Source organism: Blastopirellula retiformator, from assembly GCF_007859755.1.
Lineage (GTDB): Bacteria > Planctomycetota > Planctomycetia > Pirellulales > Pirellulaceae > Blastopirellula > Blastopirellula retiformator.
The window spans coordinates 798,766-815,231 of record NZ_SJPF01000004.1 but is presented as its reverse complement, the minus strand read 5'-3'; the positions used below and the strand labels follow the sequence as shown (position 1 = coordinate 815,231).

12 protein-coding genes are annotated in these 16,466 nt (G+C 58.9%); 7 read left to right on the top strand and 5 right to left on the bottom strand.

Features of this window, described 5'->3' with window-relative positions; translation table 11 throughout:
• Positions 1-74: 74 nt before the first annotated feature.
• Positions 75-509: a SufE family protein gene (locus tag Enr8_RS19195; protein WP_146434573.1), complete on the bottom strand. Its 435-nt coding sequence runs from the start codon at positions 507-509 to the stop codon at positions 75-77.
• A 907-nt stretch (positions 510-1,416) separates the two neighbouring features.
• On the opposite strand from Enr8_RS19195, the gene Enr8_RS19190 reads away from it, so the two are divergent.
• A complete protein-coding gene (locus Enr8_RS19190; RefSeq protein ID WP_146434571.1) occupies positions 1,417-1,755 on the top strand; it encodes a P-II family nitrogen regulator in 339 nt (112 codons plus the stop codon).
• A 190-nt stretch (positions 1,756-1,945) separates the two neighbouring features.
• On the opposite strand, the gene Enr8_RS19185 is transcribed toward Enr8_RS19190, so the two are convergent.
• Positions 1,946-2,326 (bottom strand): GlsB/YeaQ/YmgE family stress response membrane protein, encoded by a 381-nt coding sequence (locus Enr8_RS19185; protein WP_146434569.1) that lies wholly within the window; start codon positions 2,324-2,326, stop codon positions 1,946-1,948.
• A gap of 271 nt (positions 2,327-2,597) precedes the next feature.
• Here Enr8_RS19185 and Enr8_RS19180 point away from each other — a divergent pair, with 271 nt between their 5' ends.
• Both Enr8_RS19180 and Enr8_RS19175 read left to right on the top strand, forming a co-directional pair.
• Positions 2,598-3,161: a flagellar basal body-associated FliL family protein gene (locus Enr8_RS19180; RefSeq protein ID WP_146434567.1), complete on the top strand. Its 564-nt coding sequence runs from the start codon at positions 2,598-2,600 to the stop codon at positions 3,159-3,161.
• A gap of 154 nt (positions 3,162-3,315) precedes the next feature.
• A complete protein-coding gene (locus tag Enr8_RS19175; protein ID WP_146434565.1) occupies positions 3,316-5,277 on the top strand; it encodes a chloride channel protein in 1,962 nt (653 codons plus the stop codon).
• A gap of 288 nt (positions 5,278-5,565) precedes the next feature.
• Here Enr8_RS19175 and Enr8_RS19170 read toward each other — a convergent pair whose 3' ends face one another.
• Both Enr8_RS19170 and Enr8_RS19165 read right to left on the bottom strand, forming a co-directional pair.
• On the bottom strand, positions 5,566-5,988 hold the full coding sequence (locus tag Enr8_RS19170; RefSeq protein WP_146434563.1) for a hypothetical protein: 423 nt from the start codon (positions 5,986-5,988) through the stop codon (positions 5,566-5,568).
• 89 nt (positions 5,989-6,077) lie between these two features.
• A complete protein-coding gene (locus tag Enr8_RS19165) occupies positions 6,078-7,043 on the bottom strand; it encodes a DUF1559 domain-containing protein (RefSeq protein ID WP_146434561.1) in 966 nt (321 codons plus the stop codon).
• Positions 7,044-7,889: 846 nt separating this feature from the next.
• Between Enr8_RS19165 and Enr8_RS19160 the strand changes: the two genes are divergently transcribed.
• The 3 genes from Enr8_RS19160 (at position 7,890) to Enr8_RS19150 (ending at position 10,163) form a co-directional block, all read left to right on the top strand.
• Positions 7,890-8,537 (top strand): 3-keto-disaccharide hydrolase, encoded by a 648-nt coding sequence (locus Enr8_RS19160; protein ID WP_146434559.1) that lies wholly within the window; start codon positions 7,890-7,892, stop codon positions 8,535-8,537.
• A gap of 275 nt (positions 8,538-8,812) precedes the next feature.
• Entirely contained in the window at positions 8,813-9,751 is a 939-nt protein-coding gene (locus tag Enr8_RS19155) for a DUF1559 domain-containing protein (RefSeq protein WP_146434557.1), read from the top strand.
• Between the two features lie 13 nt (positions 9,752-9,764).
• Positions 9,765-10,163, top strand: a complete 399-nt coding sequence (locus Enr8_RS19150; protein WP_186767745.1) for a hypothetical protein — start codon at positions 9,765-9,767, stop codon at positions 10,161-10,163.
• Positions 10,164-10,237: 74 nt separating this feature from the next.
• Here the strand turns inward: Enr8_RS19150 and Enr8_RS19145 are convergent, their stop codons facing one another.
• Complete coding sequence (locus Enr8_RS19145; RefSeq protein ID WP_146434555.1) at positions 10,238-11,677, bottom strand: outer membrane protein assembly factor BamB family protein; 1,440 nt, start codon at positions 11,675-11,677, stop codon at positions 10,238-10,240.
• A 161-nt stretch (positions 11,678-11,838) separates the two neighbouring features.
• Here Enr8_RS19145 and Enr8_RS19140 point away from each other — a divergent pair, with 161 nt between their 5' ends.
• A complete protein-coding gene (locus Enr8_RS19140; RefSeq protein WP_146434553.1) occupies positions 11,839-16,242 on the top strand; it encodes a DEAD/DEAH box helicase in 4,404 nt (1,467 codons plus the stop codon).
• Positions 16,243-16,466 lie beyond the last annotated feature (224 nt).

Genomic DNA, 16,466 nt, shown 5'->3' with positions numbered 1-16,466 from the left:
CCGTGAACAGAACCGACTATTGTGGCCTGCCCGAGAAGGCGACGCAACCAAACCGATTATGCCGGCTGACGAAATTAGCCCGACTTTTTGGCCGCCGTGGCGAGGTCGCGAATCTGCTGCACCATGTTGTAAAAGCCGTTGGCGCGGGACGGGGTGATCGTCTGAGCCAAGCCAACCTGCTCGAACAGGGACTCCAAATCGTACGCCAGGATTTCGTCCGGCGTCTTATAAGAGAGCAACATCGAGAGGAGCGCGGCCAAGCCTTTGACGATCTGGGCGTCGCTGTCCCCCAAAAAGTAGAGTTGCTGACCATCCTCGGTTGCCTGGGGGATCAGCCAGACTTGGCTTTGGCATCCCTGGACGCGGTAGGCTTCGACCTTATAGACATCGTCCAACGGGGGCATCTGCCGACCGAGTTCGATCAGATATTGAAAACGATCCATAGGATCGTCATAGAACTCAAATTCTTCGACGAGTTCCGCGGCTGTCAGGGTTGGAATATCGCTCACGCGTGCCTATTTCTCCCACAGGAATTGATCGAGTGCTTTCATCATGGGCAGTTGCATTCATTTTAGGCAACCGGCTTGGTGGAAATTCGAGGAGGTTTCAGGGGGGTAGGACGCGATTTCACCGAGAAACCAGGGCGATTCGTACAATTGTGGAATGTTTTTTCGTTTTGGCACGCTGAATGCAATTGCCTTTAGCCAGCAAAGAAGCGTTGAAGTTCATTCGGCAAATCATGGACGACCAGGATGGTCAACGATTTGTCGAGGCGACTGATTCGGCGCCGCTTTGTAGACGCGTGGTCCACTTCTCAATTTACTCAGCAGGATGCAGAGTGAGCCGGGAACTGGCCAACGCATCGCTCTCTTGCAGAAGAGAGTCCAAACTCGACCTACTACGAGGCAAGACCTCGTTTACCCAAAGCATGATGGGGTGTTGTTCCTGACGACGGGGCTGTTGGGAACGGCGGTCGAGGCTGAGGAGATTTCGGTCTCTTTGGCCTCGGCCGTTTTTTTATGCGCCCCTCTGGCGCAAGTCTTTTTCATTTCTGTGCATGCATTTCGCGCGTATTGCGCCCCATTCTGCTGATTTCACCGGCAATCTTGGTACTATTCGGGATTGCAATGTTGTCCGTAACCCCCTTTAGGGTAAGGGGTTGTGGCATGCTGTTAGTCGCTTTGCGGCAATTGGCATAATGATTGCATCCCGTGGGTCAAGACGCTCAAATTTTCACAGCGGTCCGATTGACGGTCTGCGCTGGCCTTCCAGCAGTCTCTCTCGTCTGCCTAATTCAAATGAGTTTTGGAGGCAGATGACCGTTGGGGCTGGTTAAGTGAGTTTTTGAGTGCAGCAAAGGCCAATGCCCTTGCAGCGCCCGATCCATGTCACGTCAGAATACGGAGATGTTCGTCCATGAAGAAAATTGAAGCGATTGTCCGTCATCACAAGCTCGATGAGATCAAAGACGCCTTGGTGAGCAAGGGTTTCGGTGGGATGACCGCAATCGAAGTCCAAGGCTTTGGTCGCCAGAAGGGTCAGACCGAAACCTACCGCGGCGCCGAGTACTCGATTGATTTCGTTCCGAAAATCAAGATCGAGATCGTCGCCACCGACGAACAGTTCCAGGAAATCGTCGACACCGTTATCGAAAAGGCGCAGTCGGGCCAGATCGGCGACGGCAAGATCTTCATCAGCGAATTGACCGACGTCATTCGCATCCGCACCTCCGAGTCGGGTTCGGCCGCGATCTAGGTCCGTGATTTAGGTCGATACCACTCGCCGATTCCTCGGAATCTCTGGTCGTGGGGCGCTGCGTGCGTCCCTTCGTCAGAACACGAAGAACACGCAATCACGCAAAGCGATTGCAAATCCTCCTGAAAACCGCTTTGGCCGATACCAAAGCGGTTTTTTTCGTTCTTGCGGCCTTGGTATTGAGCGGCCGCTATTCGGTTTCGTGGTCGACGTAGCGACTGCGGCGCGAACGAAAGAAGCGCGGGCGACGTACCGTGACATGACCACCTTCGTCGATCACCCGACCCGAGAGCAGACGATAGAAACCCAAAATCATAAACGCCCCAGCCACCGCCACGACAAAGCCCAAGGGGCTGATCGGCGATACCTGTTTGCCGCCATAGAAATAGGCCAGCACGGCGCAGCCAATCACCGAACCGCCAATGCCCATCGCCAGCGTGGCGATCGGCCCGCCTGGATCACGCCCCGGCATGATCGCCTTGGCCAACAGTCCGGTAACTGTCCCAAACCCGACCCACATCAAGACAATTTCGCACCAATGTTGGACCTGGTCTGCAAATTCGCCATCCATGATCGTCGCTTCCTCTTCGCTAGCACCTACGCGCTGGGGGGTTTTTAGTTGGAATCGGTCATTGTTCCTGGTAAAGTTTTCTCGATGTAGGAAAATTCACGGATTTGTCCTGCACTTCTCGCCACAATAAGCCCATCGCCGCACTGGGGCAGCGGGAGCTCGCCCAAAGGGCCTCCCTCCACCAGCGCTGTTTGCGCACCTGTTCACTCGATGGGGGGAACGTTCAAGTTTCTCCCTTCCTTTAGTTGACCCCCATTTCTGGAGTATCCACATGAAGAAGCTTGTGTTTGGTCTCGCCATGGCGCTTTGCTTGGGTCTGTCGGCCCAGTCCCTGATGGCCGCCGAAGCGGAAGAAGTGAAGTCGGGCCCCGAAGTCGGTTCGCAGCCGGCCGCGTTCACCGTCGAAGACGTCACCGGTCCCGCCAAGGGCGAATCCCTTTGCTACCGTTGCCGCTACAGCGGTCGTCCGACCATTGCGATCTTCGCCCGCGACATGGACGCCAACGTCCAAGACCTGGTCAAGCAGATCGACGCGACGGTCGCCAAGAACTCGGATCAGAAACTGTCGGCGTTCGTCGTCATGCTGAGCGATACCCCGGCCGATTGCAAAAGCGAACTGGAAAAGGTCGCCGCCGCCAACAAGATCGAAGAAACCCCGCTGACCGTCTTCAAGAACAGCAAAGGCCCGTCGCCTTACAAGGTCTCGAAGGACGCCAAGGTCAGCGTCATGATGTGGAATGCCGAGGGCGTGAAGGTGAAGCACGCGTATTCGGCCAACCCGTCGAAAGAGCAGATCTCGACGATCGTCGCCGACACCAAGAAGATCCTCGAGTAAAGCTCGTGCGACATTCGCGTGAAAATTCCTTCAACGCGATTGAGTTTCCACTGAAGAGCCGCGGAACAAATGGTTTCGCGGCTCTTTTTTTGATTTTTGGGTCGCATGGGACGCCCTTTACGAGCAATCAAAATCCGTGATAGGCTAGAACCCTTTGCCGAAAACCTCCTACAGTCCGTCCATGCACGACCGGATCAAAAAGATCTACCCTGACGCGCTCGGCTGGATTACGCAGCGTTTCCGGCGGGGCACGATACCCGCGGCGCCGCTGACGATTGTGCTGGCCGCAATCGCCGGCGTGTTGACGGGTTACGGCGCGGTGGCGTTCGCCTATCTCTTTGAACTCATTCACGATCTGACCGTCCTTAACTTCGTCCAGTGGAGCGAGTCGACGATCTGGGGATTCGTCGCACTGGCCGTTTCTCCCATGTTGGGCGTGCTGCTGGTCGGCTGGTTTACCCGGCTGCTGCGACTAGAAGGTCAGGCCGTTCCCGAGGTGATCAAGTCCGTCGCCCGCAAGGATGGCGTGATCCGCCCGTTCTGGTCGCTCGCTAAGGTCTTCTCCAGCGCCATTTGCATCGGCATGGGCGGATCAGTCGGTCCGGAAGGTCCGATGGTGTTGATCGGCTCTTCGATCGCCAGCGCCGCCGGGCAGTTTTTTCGCTTATCCTCGCGAAACCTCCGTACATTGGTCGCCGCGGGCGCCGCGGCCGGCATCAGCGCTGCGTTTCATGCCCCGATCGCCGGCGTGATTTTCTCTTGCGAAATCATCCTAGGAAGCTTCGCCGTTGAGAGCCTGACTCCGATCGTCATCGCCGCCGTGCTGGCCGACGTGGTGCAGCAGCAAGTGGGCGAACATGGCGTCAACGTCGCGTTTCGTCAGATCCCGCACGAGTTCTCGGGCAACTGGGTCGAACTGCCGACCTACTTTGTGTTGGGCATCATCTGCGGCTTCGCGTCGATCGGCTTCGTCCGGCTGCTTTACTGGACGGAAGACTTCGCCAAGACGCACATGGCCAAGTGGTGGATCCGGGCGCTCGTTTACGGTTCGCTGGTGGGTGTGATCGGGACTGGCTATTTCATCATCTTTCCGGCGCCGCCGACGCAGTCGGTCGAAGGGCAGGAAGCGCGGGCCCATCATCCGCTCAGTCCCGCGCTGTATGGCGTCGGTTACGAAACGGTCGAGCACTCTTTGCATTTGGAGAACGCCGACGACCCGACCCCCGTAAAATTGAAAAACGGCGCCGACAACACCTCCAAGACGGTGATGCTCAACCGCGAGCAGATGATCGCACATCTGTGGTGGTTGATTCCGCTGGTCTTGCTGAAACCGGTCTGTACGAGCCTGACCCTCAGCGGCGGCGGTGCAGGCGGCATCTTCGCGCCGTCGTTGTTTCTGGGAGCGGTGCTGGGAGGCGCCTACGGCATTATCTGCAATTTGATCTCGCCGGAGATGTCGGCCAGTCCTGGCGCCTATGCGCTGGTTGGCATGGGCGCCGTGGTCGCCGGTACGACGCATGGCGTGCTAAGTGCGATTTTGATCGTGTACGAACTGACCGGCGACTACCACATTATCTTGCCGATCATGGGGGCCGCCTGCATCTCGAGCCTAGTCGCCTGGTTTAGCGACCGAGAGAACATCTACTCGAAGCGGCTGGCCCGCAGCGGCGAGTCGATCGCCCGCAGTCATGACTTGCATGGCGCCGAGCATATCAAAGTGCGCGACGTGATGATTCGCCGGTTCCCCACGGTGAAGAACACCGACAACCTGGTGCAGATCATCAAAGTGGCTCGGCAAAATCCGCACATCGAGAGTCTGCCGGTGATGGACGACGAGAATCGGTTGATCGGGATTATCCGGCCCGAAGACCTTCACCGGGTGCTGGATACCGATGTCTCGCCGTACCTGGTGAATGCGGATGATATCGCGCTGATGATGCCGATCTCGGTATCGCCGGACGAGAACCTGCTCGAAGCGCTCCGCGACTTCGGCTCGCGCGATGTCGACACGCTGCCGGTCGAGATCGGGGAAGGGGAACGTCGCCAACTGATCGGACTGCTTTTGCGGGCAGATGTGATGAGCCGCTACCGCGAAGCGATGCTCTCATGCCACTAAATCCGGTGGATTTGCGGGGCCAGACGCCCCTCATCTTCGACTTTGGCCACATAACTGCCTGTTGAAAAATGCCATCGTGGCATTTTTCAACCTCGCTAGGCTCAGAGTATAGCTCTTCGCAGCTCGCAAAATAACGACTTACGTCGTTATTTTGGGATCGCATCCGTGCGATCACGCAGTCCGTCGAGAAAATCAACGGACTGTTAGTAATGCGCTCAGCGCACCAAAAAACGGCTCGCCTCGAGCGAGACGAACCGTTTTGAAGATCCGATGGCGAAGTCGACGCAATTACTTCTTGCTGTCTAGATCGAAGTCCAAGTCCTGTTGCGGACCGTCAATGGTGACCGTCAGCGGAGTCGTCTGCAGGGCATTGTAGCGGGCCGGCACGATGCTCTCATACTTGTCGCGGGTGGGGCTATCGGGCGTATCGTACAGCTTCTCCTGGCCGACGACCTTGTTGCCGACGACCAGCACCTTCTTTTCGCCGGGCATCGTGAAGGCGGTGTAGCGGCCATCTTTGATTACGCCGCCGCCGGTCGGAGTCGACTTATCGACGGAGACGAAAGACATCGAACCATTGGGAATCGGGACGCCATCAATCGTCATGGCGCCTTCAATTTGCACCTCTCCCGTTTTTGTGCCGGAGCTGCAACCGACAAGAGAGAATACTCCTGACAGCAAGATCAGGGCAGCGATGGAGTTATTACGCATAATGCACTCGCTAAGTAGAACGCTTAGGGCAAGATTTGAGAATCGCCGACCATGCAATCGTACGTCGCCGCATGGCCGGCGAAATGCGATTATTGACCAATGACTTCGCCGCCATAGGTGGAGAGAGTCGCTTCCCAGATTCCCTGGCTTACCGTTTCAGAAACGAAGCGGACGGAGCCGTCACACATGCTGACCATCACGCCGCCAGGGTGCTGACTGCGAGCGGCAATCTGCATCTCATGATTCTGGCCAACGGTCGAACACGGAATCGAGCGATACAGGTTGTTTGCCGGATCCATCGACGACGCGGTGCAGCTGCGGCATTGATCGGGGCTCGAAGCGTTCGGCGTCAGGAGCGACATGAAGCCGGGACTGCCCTCGTTATTGAGAAAGTCGCCGCGATTGTCGTCCAACTGACCAGGAGACGCGATGATCAACTCGGAGAAGAGGGCGGTGTTTGACGTCCCGTCGGTCACTTCGCTCAAACGCGAAACGTGGCGGATGCGGAACGGCGAACCGCGGAAGGCGGCGGCGTCGGTGCTGGTTTGATGGAGGTGGGCGTTCCCCATGTTCCCGACATAGTTGCCCAGCACCCGCCAATAGGTATCGGTCGTGGCCTGCGTAGCGCCCACTTTATCCGAGGGGCAGTAGTAACCGTCGATCGCGTGCCGCAGGGTGTCGCGGTTGGGAGTATCGTGGAAATGGCGAGTGAAATCGTACTGATCGTACAGGGCGGTTTGCTCGATGTACGGCCACAGCTGAACTGCCCAGGTGACGCGATGATACGATCGGCCGTTTTCTACGCGTGTAGGGTTGTCGGTGCCGTTCATTCCCCCGAGCGGAAACCAGTCGGTGTACGTATCGGCGAACATGTGCGAGGCCAACGTCCATTGCTTCAAATTGTTGGTGCATTGGGCGCGACGGGCCGCTTCGCGGGCCTGCTGCACCGCAGGCAGCAACAAGGCGATCAAGACGCCGATAATGGCGATCACAACTAACAACTCGACGAGCGTAAAACCGCTGCGTCGTTGCTCAATCTGCTTGAGAAGTTTCACGGACAAGCTCCAGGTTCAACGAAAAAGAGGGAAAACGAAAACGTCGGGAGAAGAACGCAGAGGACCGAATAGCGTGCTCAGCGATACTAAAACGCTTGGTGATGTCTCATAGTCATCTGATGACCATCGAGATGGTAGTTCATTTTCGAAATGCGGTTGTCAGCTTTAACAGTTCGAAAATGCCAAATTCGCAAGCGATCGATTGTAGTCGTCACGATTGGCGATGTCGAGACCTTCCAGGTGTGTGCTGCGACTGCCCGTGGATGCGCGCCTGGGAAAAGAAGCTTCGCCAGAGGAGGGGGCGATCGCCGCTTGGCGTGATCGCTTTCATAAGAGCTGTGAAGTTCTAGTAATGAAAGTTACTGCAACCCAAAAGGGCTCTTGCCCGAGGGATTTGGACATCATGCGCGAATTGCGCCGAGAACGTTTCAATTTCGCTCGGCGAATTGATTACGGAACTCATCGCCTCTGTACTCCATCGCGATTTCGTCCCAAGCTAAATTCATTTGGGGTTATTGTGGTGGGTTATGGCGTAGTTTGAATGGGTTGTCTTGGGCGGGGTTGCGATTGTTAATAGGTTCTTCATCGATTCGTGGATCGATATGTGTTTTTAATATGTCGAGGTATAAATGACTCATGAGGGCATGCGATGGATTGTATCGGTGTGTGCTGATGCATTGCTGCGTCCGATAGCGGATCTCTTCAATGAACATTCTGGATTTTGTTTTTTGCTGACACGGGTTTGGAAAATGCCACGATCGCATTTTTCAACAGGCAGCTAGGTCCAGGGCGTATTGCCGGGTATCGTGGAGGCCAGTTCCAACCTGGAAGTATTGGAGAACCGCCATGTTTGCTCTCGCCAGATTGACCTCGCTTGGTTGTCTTCTTGCGATCGGCAGTGTCGTGCTCGCGCAGGGCGCGAACGCCGAGGAGCCTGAGGTTGAAAAACTGTTTGACGGCAAGACGCTCGCCGGTTGGAAGATCGCCGATCAGAAGTCGTTCGATCGACATGGCGAAGTGACCGTCAAAGAGGGCGAGTTGCATCTGGCGAAGGGAAACTCGGCGACCGGCATCTATCGCGCTGATCAACCGCCGAAGATGGACTACGAGATCACCCTGGAAGCGAAGCGGACTGCCGGCGACGACTTCTTCTGCGGGCTCACCTTTCCGATCCATGACCAGCACTGCACGATGATCATCGGCGGCTGGGGGGGCGGCGTGACGGGATTGTCGAACGTCGACGATCTAACGGCGGTCGAGAATGGCGCTACCGGCTATCAAGAGTTCAAGAACGACCAGTGGTACAAGATCAAGTTGCGGGTCACGCCCGAGTGGGTGACCGCGTGGGTCGATGGGGACTCAATCTTCAGCGTCAGTCCGAAAGAGGTGAAGTTCAGCGTCTGGTGGGAACAAGAGCCGATGCGGCCGCTGGGAATCTCGACCTGGAACACATCGGCGGCATTTCGAAAGATCGAACTGAAGAAGTTGAAGTAGGGCGGCCTGCTTTGCCGCCGGAGCTGTCGGCGGACCGAATTGGCGGAAGGGGAGATTCTCGCCCTCAATGCGATCGGATAGTCCTGCAACGGCGCGCATTTTTTGCTTGCCCGCTTGGCGCCTGTGCCGCAGATGGGGAGTCGCGAGCGGCGCCGTGACAAATAAATTCTCGAAAAAAACGGCGATCTATCGCTTGCCATTTATATGTCTTAAGATGGATTCCGGCTCCCTAGAAGTGGGAATTACGGATTCATCTCGTATGTAGTGGGTGTTCTATGCAAGCGGTGAAGAAAAGGAAAGGGTTCACGCTGGTCGAGCTGTTGGTGGTGATCGCCATCATCGGCGTCTTGATCGCGCTCTTGTTGCCGGCGGTTCAGCAGGCTCGGGAAGCGGCGCGGCGGATGAGTTGCAGCAATAACCTGAAGAACATTGGTCTGGGGCTGCACAACTATCACGACACGTTCGGCTCGTTTCCCTCGGGCTTTATCGCCGATCGCGACGCTCCGGCGACCAGCGGCAACTGCTATTCGAGCGGCGGCAACAATCGCGAATACGCGCCGTGGACCGTGTTGATGCTGCCGTTTATCGAACAGTCGGCGCTTCACGACTCGTTTAACTTCAACGAGCGGTTCACGATGAACCCGATTGACGGCGCCGGAAGCGCGACCAATCAAGCGGCCTGGCTACAGGTGTTGCCGATTTACCAGTGTCCGTCTGATCCGCGGACGTCGATTCAAGAGAACCTGCTCTGCTACATGGGAGTGCAGGGGGGCGGTCCTGATTTTCAGTGCCGGGCCGCCAGCGACGCCAATCGCGGATTGGATACCGACGGCATGCTCTACATCAACTCGAAGGTTGGTTTCAACAGTGCGGTCGACGGTTCGACCAATGTGATCATCGTCGGCGAAAGCAAGTACCAGACGCACGATCGCACCGACGGAAAGAACTTCGGCTGGGCCAGCAGCGCCAACTCGACCAACAATTGGGTCCTGGGAGGAACGATCGCCAGCGCCATCGTTTCGATCAATTCGCTGACCGATGCGACGCACAGTACGCAGTCGCGCGGTTTCGGCAGTTATCACCCCGGCGGTTGCCAGATGCTGATGACCGACGCTTCGGTGCAGTTCTTCGTCGAGACGATGGACGTCGACATGTATCGTCAGTTGGCGATTCGCAACGATGGTCTGCCGGTCTCTGGTTTTGGACGCAACTAGGATAAGACGCATCATGAAGCGAAGTTTTCGACAGACCGCGGCGTTTGCCCTGATCCTATCGGCAGCCTGGACGCTGGGATGCAGTCGGCAAGATGGGCCGCCGCGCTATCACTTGTCGGGCGCCGCCACCTTCGGTGGACAGCCGATCCCGGTTGGCGAGATCGAGTTCTCGCCTGATTCCAAACAAGGCAACACCGGCCCCGGCACGGTCGCCAAGATCGAGAACGGCCAGTACCAAACGCCGCACGATCGTGGGGTCATCGGCGGTCCGCATAACGTGCGAATCACCGGCTACGACGGCGTCGCCAACTCCGAAAACGATAGCGGCATCACGATCTTTGTGCCCCACATGGAAACGATCGATCTGCCGCAGGAAGATTCGCAGCACGACTTTGCCGTGCCGCGGAAGTAACGGATCGATTCGATACCCGCCAATAAAAAAGGCCGCGAGCATGCTCGCGGCCTTTTTGCGTTTTTCACGGCGTCTTACTTCGCTTCGATACAGTAGAGCGTCTTCTCGCCGCGCAGGTACATCGTGTCGCCGATGATCGCTGGCGACGCGTCGAACTCGTCATCCAGCTTATTCTCGGCGACGATCTCAAACGTCTTGCCGCACTTGACCACCATCGCGGCGCCATTGCGGGCAAAGAAGTACAGATTGCCTCCGGCGGCGACCGGCGAAGCGTACAGGGTATCAAGCCCGTCGAGCCTTTCGTTCTCGAAGTAGGTTTCGCCGGTGTTGGGATCGACGCAGCTGAGCACCGCATTGCGTCCCTTGGTGATAAACAGCAGACCGTCGCAAAGAATAGGCGAAGCGATGTACGGCGTCCCATTCTCGCGGCTCCACGCGACCTTGTCGGTGTCGGTGATGTCGCCGGTCGAGTTGAGCGGAATCGCGTACAACGCGTAGCCGCGGTAGCCGGTCATGCAGTAGACCAGGTTGTCATGGCGAATCGGCGAGGGAATCGCGTTGGTCGCCTGACCGCCGCACTCCCAGATGACGTCGCCCGTCTTCAGGTCATAGCTGCGCGAGCGATTGGCGCCGTTGACGATCACCTGCTTGCGGCCGTCCAGTTCGGTCACCAGCGGCGTGTTCCAACTGGTCGGCTCGTCTCGCTCTTTTTTCCAGAGCGTGTCGCCGGTGGCGGCGTCGAGGGCTGTGATGAACGAGTCCCCTTCATGATCCCAATTGACCACCAGCGCGTCATCGGCCAACACCGGCGAGGCGCCTTCGCCAAACGCGGCCCGCGTCTGCATCTTGCCGAGGTCCTTCTTCCAGATCAGGTCGCCATCCAGCGAGTAGGCGAAGATGCCGTACGACCCGAACGAAACGTAGAGCCGTTTGCCGTCGGTGACCGGCGACGCGGAAGCGAGCGTGTTGGTCGCGTGACCCGCTTCGTGCGGCACCGCTTCGGCGGCGACCTGCTGCCACAGCGTCTTGCCAGTGTTGCGGTCCAAGCAGATCACCACAAACTGGTGCAGCTTGCTCGGCGCTTCACGGCGACCAAAACCGCCTCGTCCGCCACCCCGGCCAAAGCCGCCGGGCCCGCCAGGGCCAGCGCCCGGCGGACGTCCCCCTTCGCCGCGCGGTCTGCGGGGGCGATCTCCTTCGCTACGCTCCGGGCGCGGTTGCTCTTCTTCGGCTTCGGTTGCTTCGCTCGCCTCTTCGGCGGCTGGTTGGTCGGTTTCGATCGCGGTCAGCAGGAAGAGCTTGTCCCCCCAGATGATCGGCGTCGAACTGCCGCGGCCCGGCACATCGACCTTCCAGGCAATGTTTTTCTCGGCCGACCACTCGGTCGACGGCGTGCCGGTCGAGACGCCGTCGGCGCTGGGGCCGCGCCATTGCGGCCAACTGTCGGCCGCCATCACGACGTTGCCGACCAGAAGCAGGCAGGCGGTTAACAAACGAAGCAGGTTGCGGTGCATAGGAAACCTCTGGGCTGAAAGGCAAAGCGATTGCGACCTTGATCTTACCCCGCAAGGTGGCCTAAGGGCCGTTGGAAGGCTCACAAAACGACGAATTGACGAAGACTGATCGGTTGTTTTGAGACTATGCACGCCTGTACAGTCCGCTATGATAAATCATCATGATCCTCGACCAGTTTCATCCGATCGTTCGCGAGTGGTTTCAGACCAAGTTTGGCGAGCCGACCGATGCGCAGGCCCAAGGTTGGCCTTCGATCGCCGGTCGGCAAAATACGCTGATCGCTGCGCCGACCGGCTCTGGTAAGACGCTGGCGGCGTTTATGGTCTGTCTCGACCGCCTGTTCCGCCGCTGGATGGCCGGCACGCTGCGTGACGCTACCTACGTCGTCTACGTTTCGCCGCTGAAAGCGCTGTCGAACGACATCCAGCGAAACCTGGAAACGCCGCTCGAAGAAATCTGCAATCTGGCCGAGCGCCGCGGAATTTTGCCGCCGCAAATCCGGACCGCCGTCCGCACCGGCGACACGCCGGCCAGCCAACGTCAGGCGATGCTCCGCCGGCCCCCGCACATTTTGGTGACGACGCCGGAGTCGCTCTACCTGATTCTGACCGCCGCCAAAGCGCGGCACACGCTCAAGCATGTCGACACGGTGATCGTCGACGAAATCCATGCTTTGGCCCGCGACAAACGAGGATCGCACCTGACGCTCACCCTCGAGCGACTCGGCCTGGTTAGTCACGAGCGCCCCGTGCGGATTGGCTTGTCGGCGACGCAAAAACCGATCGAAGAAATCGCCGCCTTCCTGGTTGGAGCCTCCGATGACGAAGGCAACACGCCCCAGTGTGCCATCGTCGACGCTGGGCATCGCCGCGATCTTGATCTGGAGATCGCCGTGCCGCCGACGCCGCTCGAAGCGGTTTGCTCCAACGAACAATGGAGCGAGGTCTACGATCAGCTGATCGAACTGATTAACTCGCACCGCAGCACGCTCGTCTTCGTCAACACCCGCCGCATGGCCGAGCGGGTCGCGCATCGTCTGACCGAGGCGCTTGGCGAAGAAGTGATCACATCGCACCATGGCAGTTTGGCGAAAGAGATTCGCCACTCGGCCGAGCAGCGACTGAAGGCGGGCCAACTCAAGGCGATCGTCGCCACCGCATCGCTCGAGATGGGTATCGACGTTGGCTACATCGATTTGGTCGTGCAGATCGGTTCGTCGCGATCGATCGCCAACTTCCTGCAGCGAGTCGGTCGTTCGGGCCACTCCTTGCGCGCTACGCCCAAGGGTCGGCTGATGCCGCTGACCCGCGACGAACTGATCGAATGCTGCGCGCTAATGCGGTCGATTCGCAAAGGAGTGCTCGACAGGATCGAGATCCCCGAGCAGCCGCTCGACATTCTCGCTCAGCAGATCGTCGCCGAAGTCGCTGCCGAAGAGTGCGACGAAGGGGAGCTGTACGACGTCTTCCGCAAGGCGTACCCCTATCGCAACCTATCGCGAGAAGATTACGACGGCGTTCTCGAAATCCTCAATCGCGGTCTCACCCGGTCGATCAAAAACGGCGCCTATCTCCATCGCGACCCGATCAACGGCAAGCTGAAAGCCCGCCGTGGCGCCCGGATTGCCGCCAGCACCAGCGGCGGGGCGATTCCTGATACGGCCCAGTACCGCGTCGTGACCGAAGGAGACAAAACGTTCGTCGGTTCGGTCGACGAAGACTTCGCGATCGAAAGCCTGGCCGGCGACGTCTTTTTGCTCGGCAATACGTCGTGGCGGATCGCTTACGTCCGTAATGGCGAGGTGGTGGTGAATGACGCCGAGGGGCAACCGCCCAGCATCCCGTTTTGGTTTGGCGAGTCGCCTGGCCGCACGATCGAACTGTCGAGCGAGATTTCGCAGCTGCGCGAAGAGATGGCGGCCTGCATTGTGGCGGCCGATCGCGACAAGAGCAAAGAGAAGATCAAGCTGCCGGCATTAGCGGAAGGAGTGCTCGAAAACTCGTTCGATCAACTCGACGCCGAGACGGTCGCGTGGGTCGAGACCGAGTGTTCCGCGTCACGCTACGCCGCCATGCAGGCAGTCCGCTATGTCGCCGCCCAGCAATCGTCGATCGGCATGGTGCCGACCCAGCGGCAGATCGTCTTCGAGCGGTTCTTCGACGAGTCAGGCGCCATGCAACTGGTCGTCCATTCGCCGCTCGGCACGCGCATCAACCGCGCCTGGGGTTTGGCGTTTCGTAAACGGTTTTGTCGATCGTTCGACTTCGAACTGCAGGCGAGCGCCGACGACGACGGCATCGTCTTGTCGCTGGGTCCGCAACATAGTTTTCCGCTAGAAGACATGTTTCGCATGCTGACGATCGACTCGGGCCCGCGACTGCTCGAGCAGGCGCTGTTGGCGGCGCCGATGTTTGGCGTGCGCTGGCGGTGGAACGTGACGCGGGCGCTGGCGCTGCTTCGGTTTATCGGCGGCAAGAAGGTCCCCCCGCACATGTTGCGGTTCCGGGCAGACGACCTGTTGGCGGCGGCGTTTCCCGACCAGGTCGGCTGTTTGGAAAACCATGGCGCCGACATCGAGTATCCCGATCATCCGATCGTGCAGCAGACGCTACATGACTGCATGACCGAGGCGATGGATATCGTCCGCTGGAAGCAGATGTTGATCGACGTGCAGGAAGGGCGGGTTGAGTTCGTCCCGCGCGATACCCGCGAACCGTCCCCTTTCGCCCATGAGCGGATCAACGCCAACCCGTACTCCTTCCTCGATCCGGCGCCGCTGGAAGAACGCCGCACGCGGGCCGTCGCCACGCGGCGTACTTTGTCGACCAGCGAAATGAAAGAGCTAGGCAAGTTGTCGTACGAGGCGATTGCGACCGTGCGGCAAGAAGCCTGGCCGACGGTGCGCGATTCGGACGAACTGCATGACGTGCTGGCGTCGATGATCGTTCTGCCCGAGACGCAGGCCATCGATTGGCGGTCTCACTTTGCGCGTCTGAAAGAGGAGGGGAGAGCGATTCGTTACTTGCGCACCGCCGGTGATCCGCTATGGGTGGCGCTGGAGAATTTGCCGATCGTGCAAGCGGTCTGGCCAGAAGGGAAGTCCGAGCCGGCGCTGGAGCTGCCTGCCTCGTTTGCTCGCGAGATCGAAGAGCATGTCGCCCGGGTCGAAGTGATTCGGGGCATGACGCCTTACTTGGGGCCGTTTAGCGCCGAGGAACTGGGCCAGCAACTCGACCTACCGCCGGCGAGCGTCTTCGCCGCGTGCGAAGCGTTGGAAGGAGAAGGGACCGTCCTCCGCGGCCAGTTCTATGACAACCCGCAGCAAACGGCTGAGACGGTGCAGTGGTGCGACCGCCGGCTATTGGCGCGAATTCATCGCCTGACGATTTCTGGCCTGCGCGAGCAGATCAAGCCGGCGTCGCCGGAAACGTATCTCCGCTTTTTGGTGCGGCATCATGATCTGCTTCGTACGGCGAAAAACAGCGGCGTGCGGGCGCTGCGGAATTCGCTGGAACAACTGCAAGGATTTCAAGCGGCGGCCGGTAGTTGGGAGCGGAGTCTACTGGCTGGCCGGATGGACGACTACGACGGCACGTGGTTTGACGAACTGCTCGCCTCAGGCGAAGCGACCTGGGGACGATTGCGTCCACCGGCGCCCAGCGGCGAAGAGCGGAAGAGCATGGCGTCGCTCCGCAAGAGCTTGCCGATGACGATCGCGCTGCGAGCTAATCTTGGCTGGCTGTTGCCGACCGATCATCAAGACGCCGAGTCGCTGGCCCGCGGCAACGCGACCGAAGTGCTCGACGCTCTCAAGCAGCGCGGCGCCTTGTTTGATCAAGACTTGCGAATCTTGACGAAGCTGTTGCCGACCCACCTGGAAGAAGCGCTCCGCGAGTTGGCGGCGCTTGGCCTGATTTCGTGCGACTCGTTTGTTGGCGTGCGGGAGATGGTCGACGAAGTGTTGAAGAAGCGAAAAGCGAAACGTCGCGGTAGCGTCGTGACCCGCACCGGCCGCTGGTCGCTCTTCCCCGGCATCGTCGAAACGCCCTTGAGCGACGAGCACGCCCAGAACTGGTGCTGGCTGCTATTGGCCCGGTATGGCGTCGTGTTTCGCGACGTGTTGACCCGCGAATCGACCGCGCCGTCGTGGTGGCGTTTGGTTGCGGCTTTCCGCCGGATGGAGCGCAGAGGGGAAATCCGGGGTGGGAGGTTTATCGCGGATGTAGCAGGCGAGCAATACGCGACCGAAGCGACGATCTACGCGCTCCGCAAACTGCGAAATGACGACTCGGTTGACGACTGGATTGCGATCAGCGCCGCCGATCCGGTGAACCTGTTTGGCGTGGTTACGCCTGGCGGTCGAATTCCGGCAATTGCGGGGAACTCGCTGGTGATTCGCAACGGGCAAATTGTCGCCTCGAAACGGTCGGGAAAGATTGATTTTCATTTAGAAACGCCGCCCGACCAGATGCACGAAATGACGCGGGCTCTCCATGCCGGCAGACGCGTCGAACCCCGAGAAATTCCCTTGGGAATGCCGCGAAAGCGCTCCACGGCCGGCTAGCGCAAGCGGGTCGAATCTGACGGCGTGCGACCGTTTGCCGCACAAGAGACAGGTTCTCTAAATTGCCGCTGCGCGATAAAATTGAGAAGCGAGTCGAGGCCGTTTGCGCTGGATAGTCGCAATGGTTCGATTACGCCGCCTTCGTCCGTTTTGATCGCAATCGGCGATCCCCACACGGCGGATCGCTGTGGTATAGTTTTGCGGTATCCCATAGCCGCCCAACA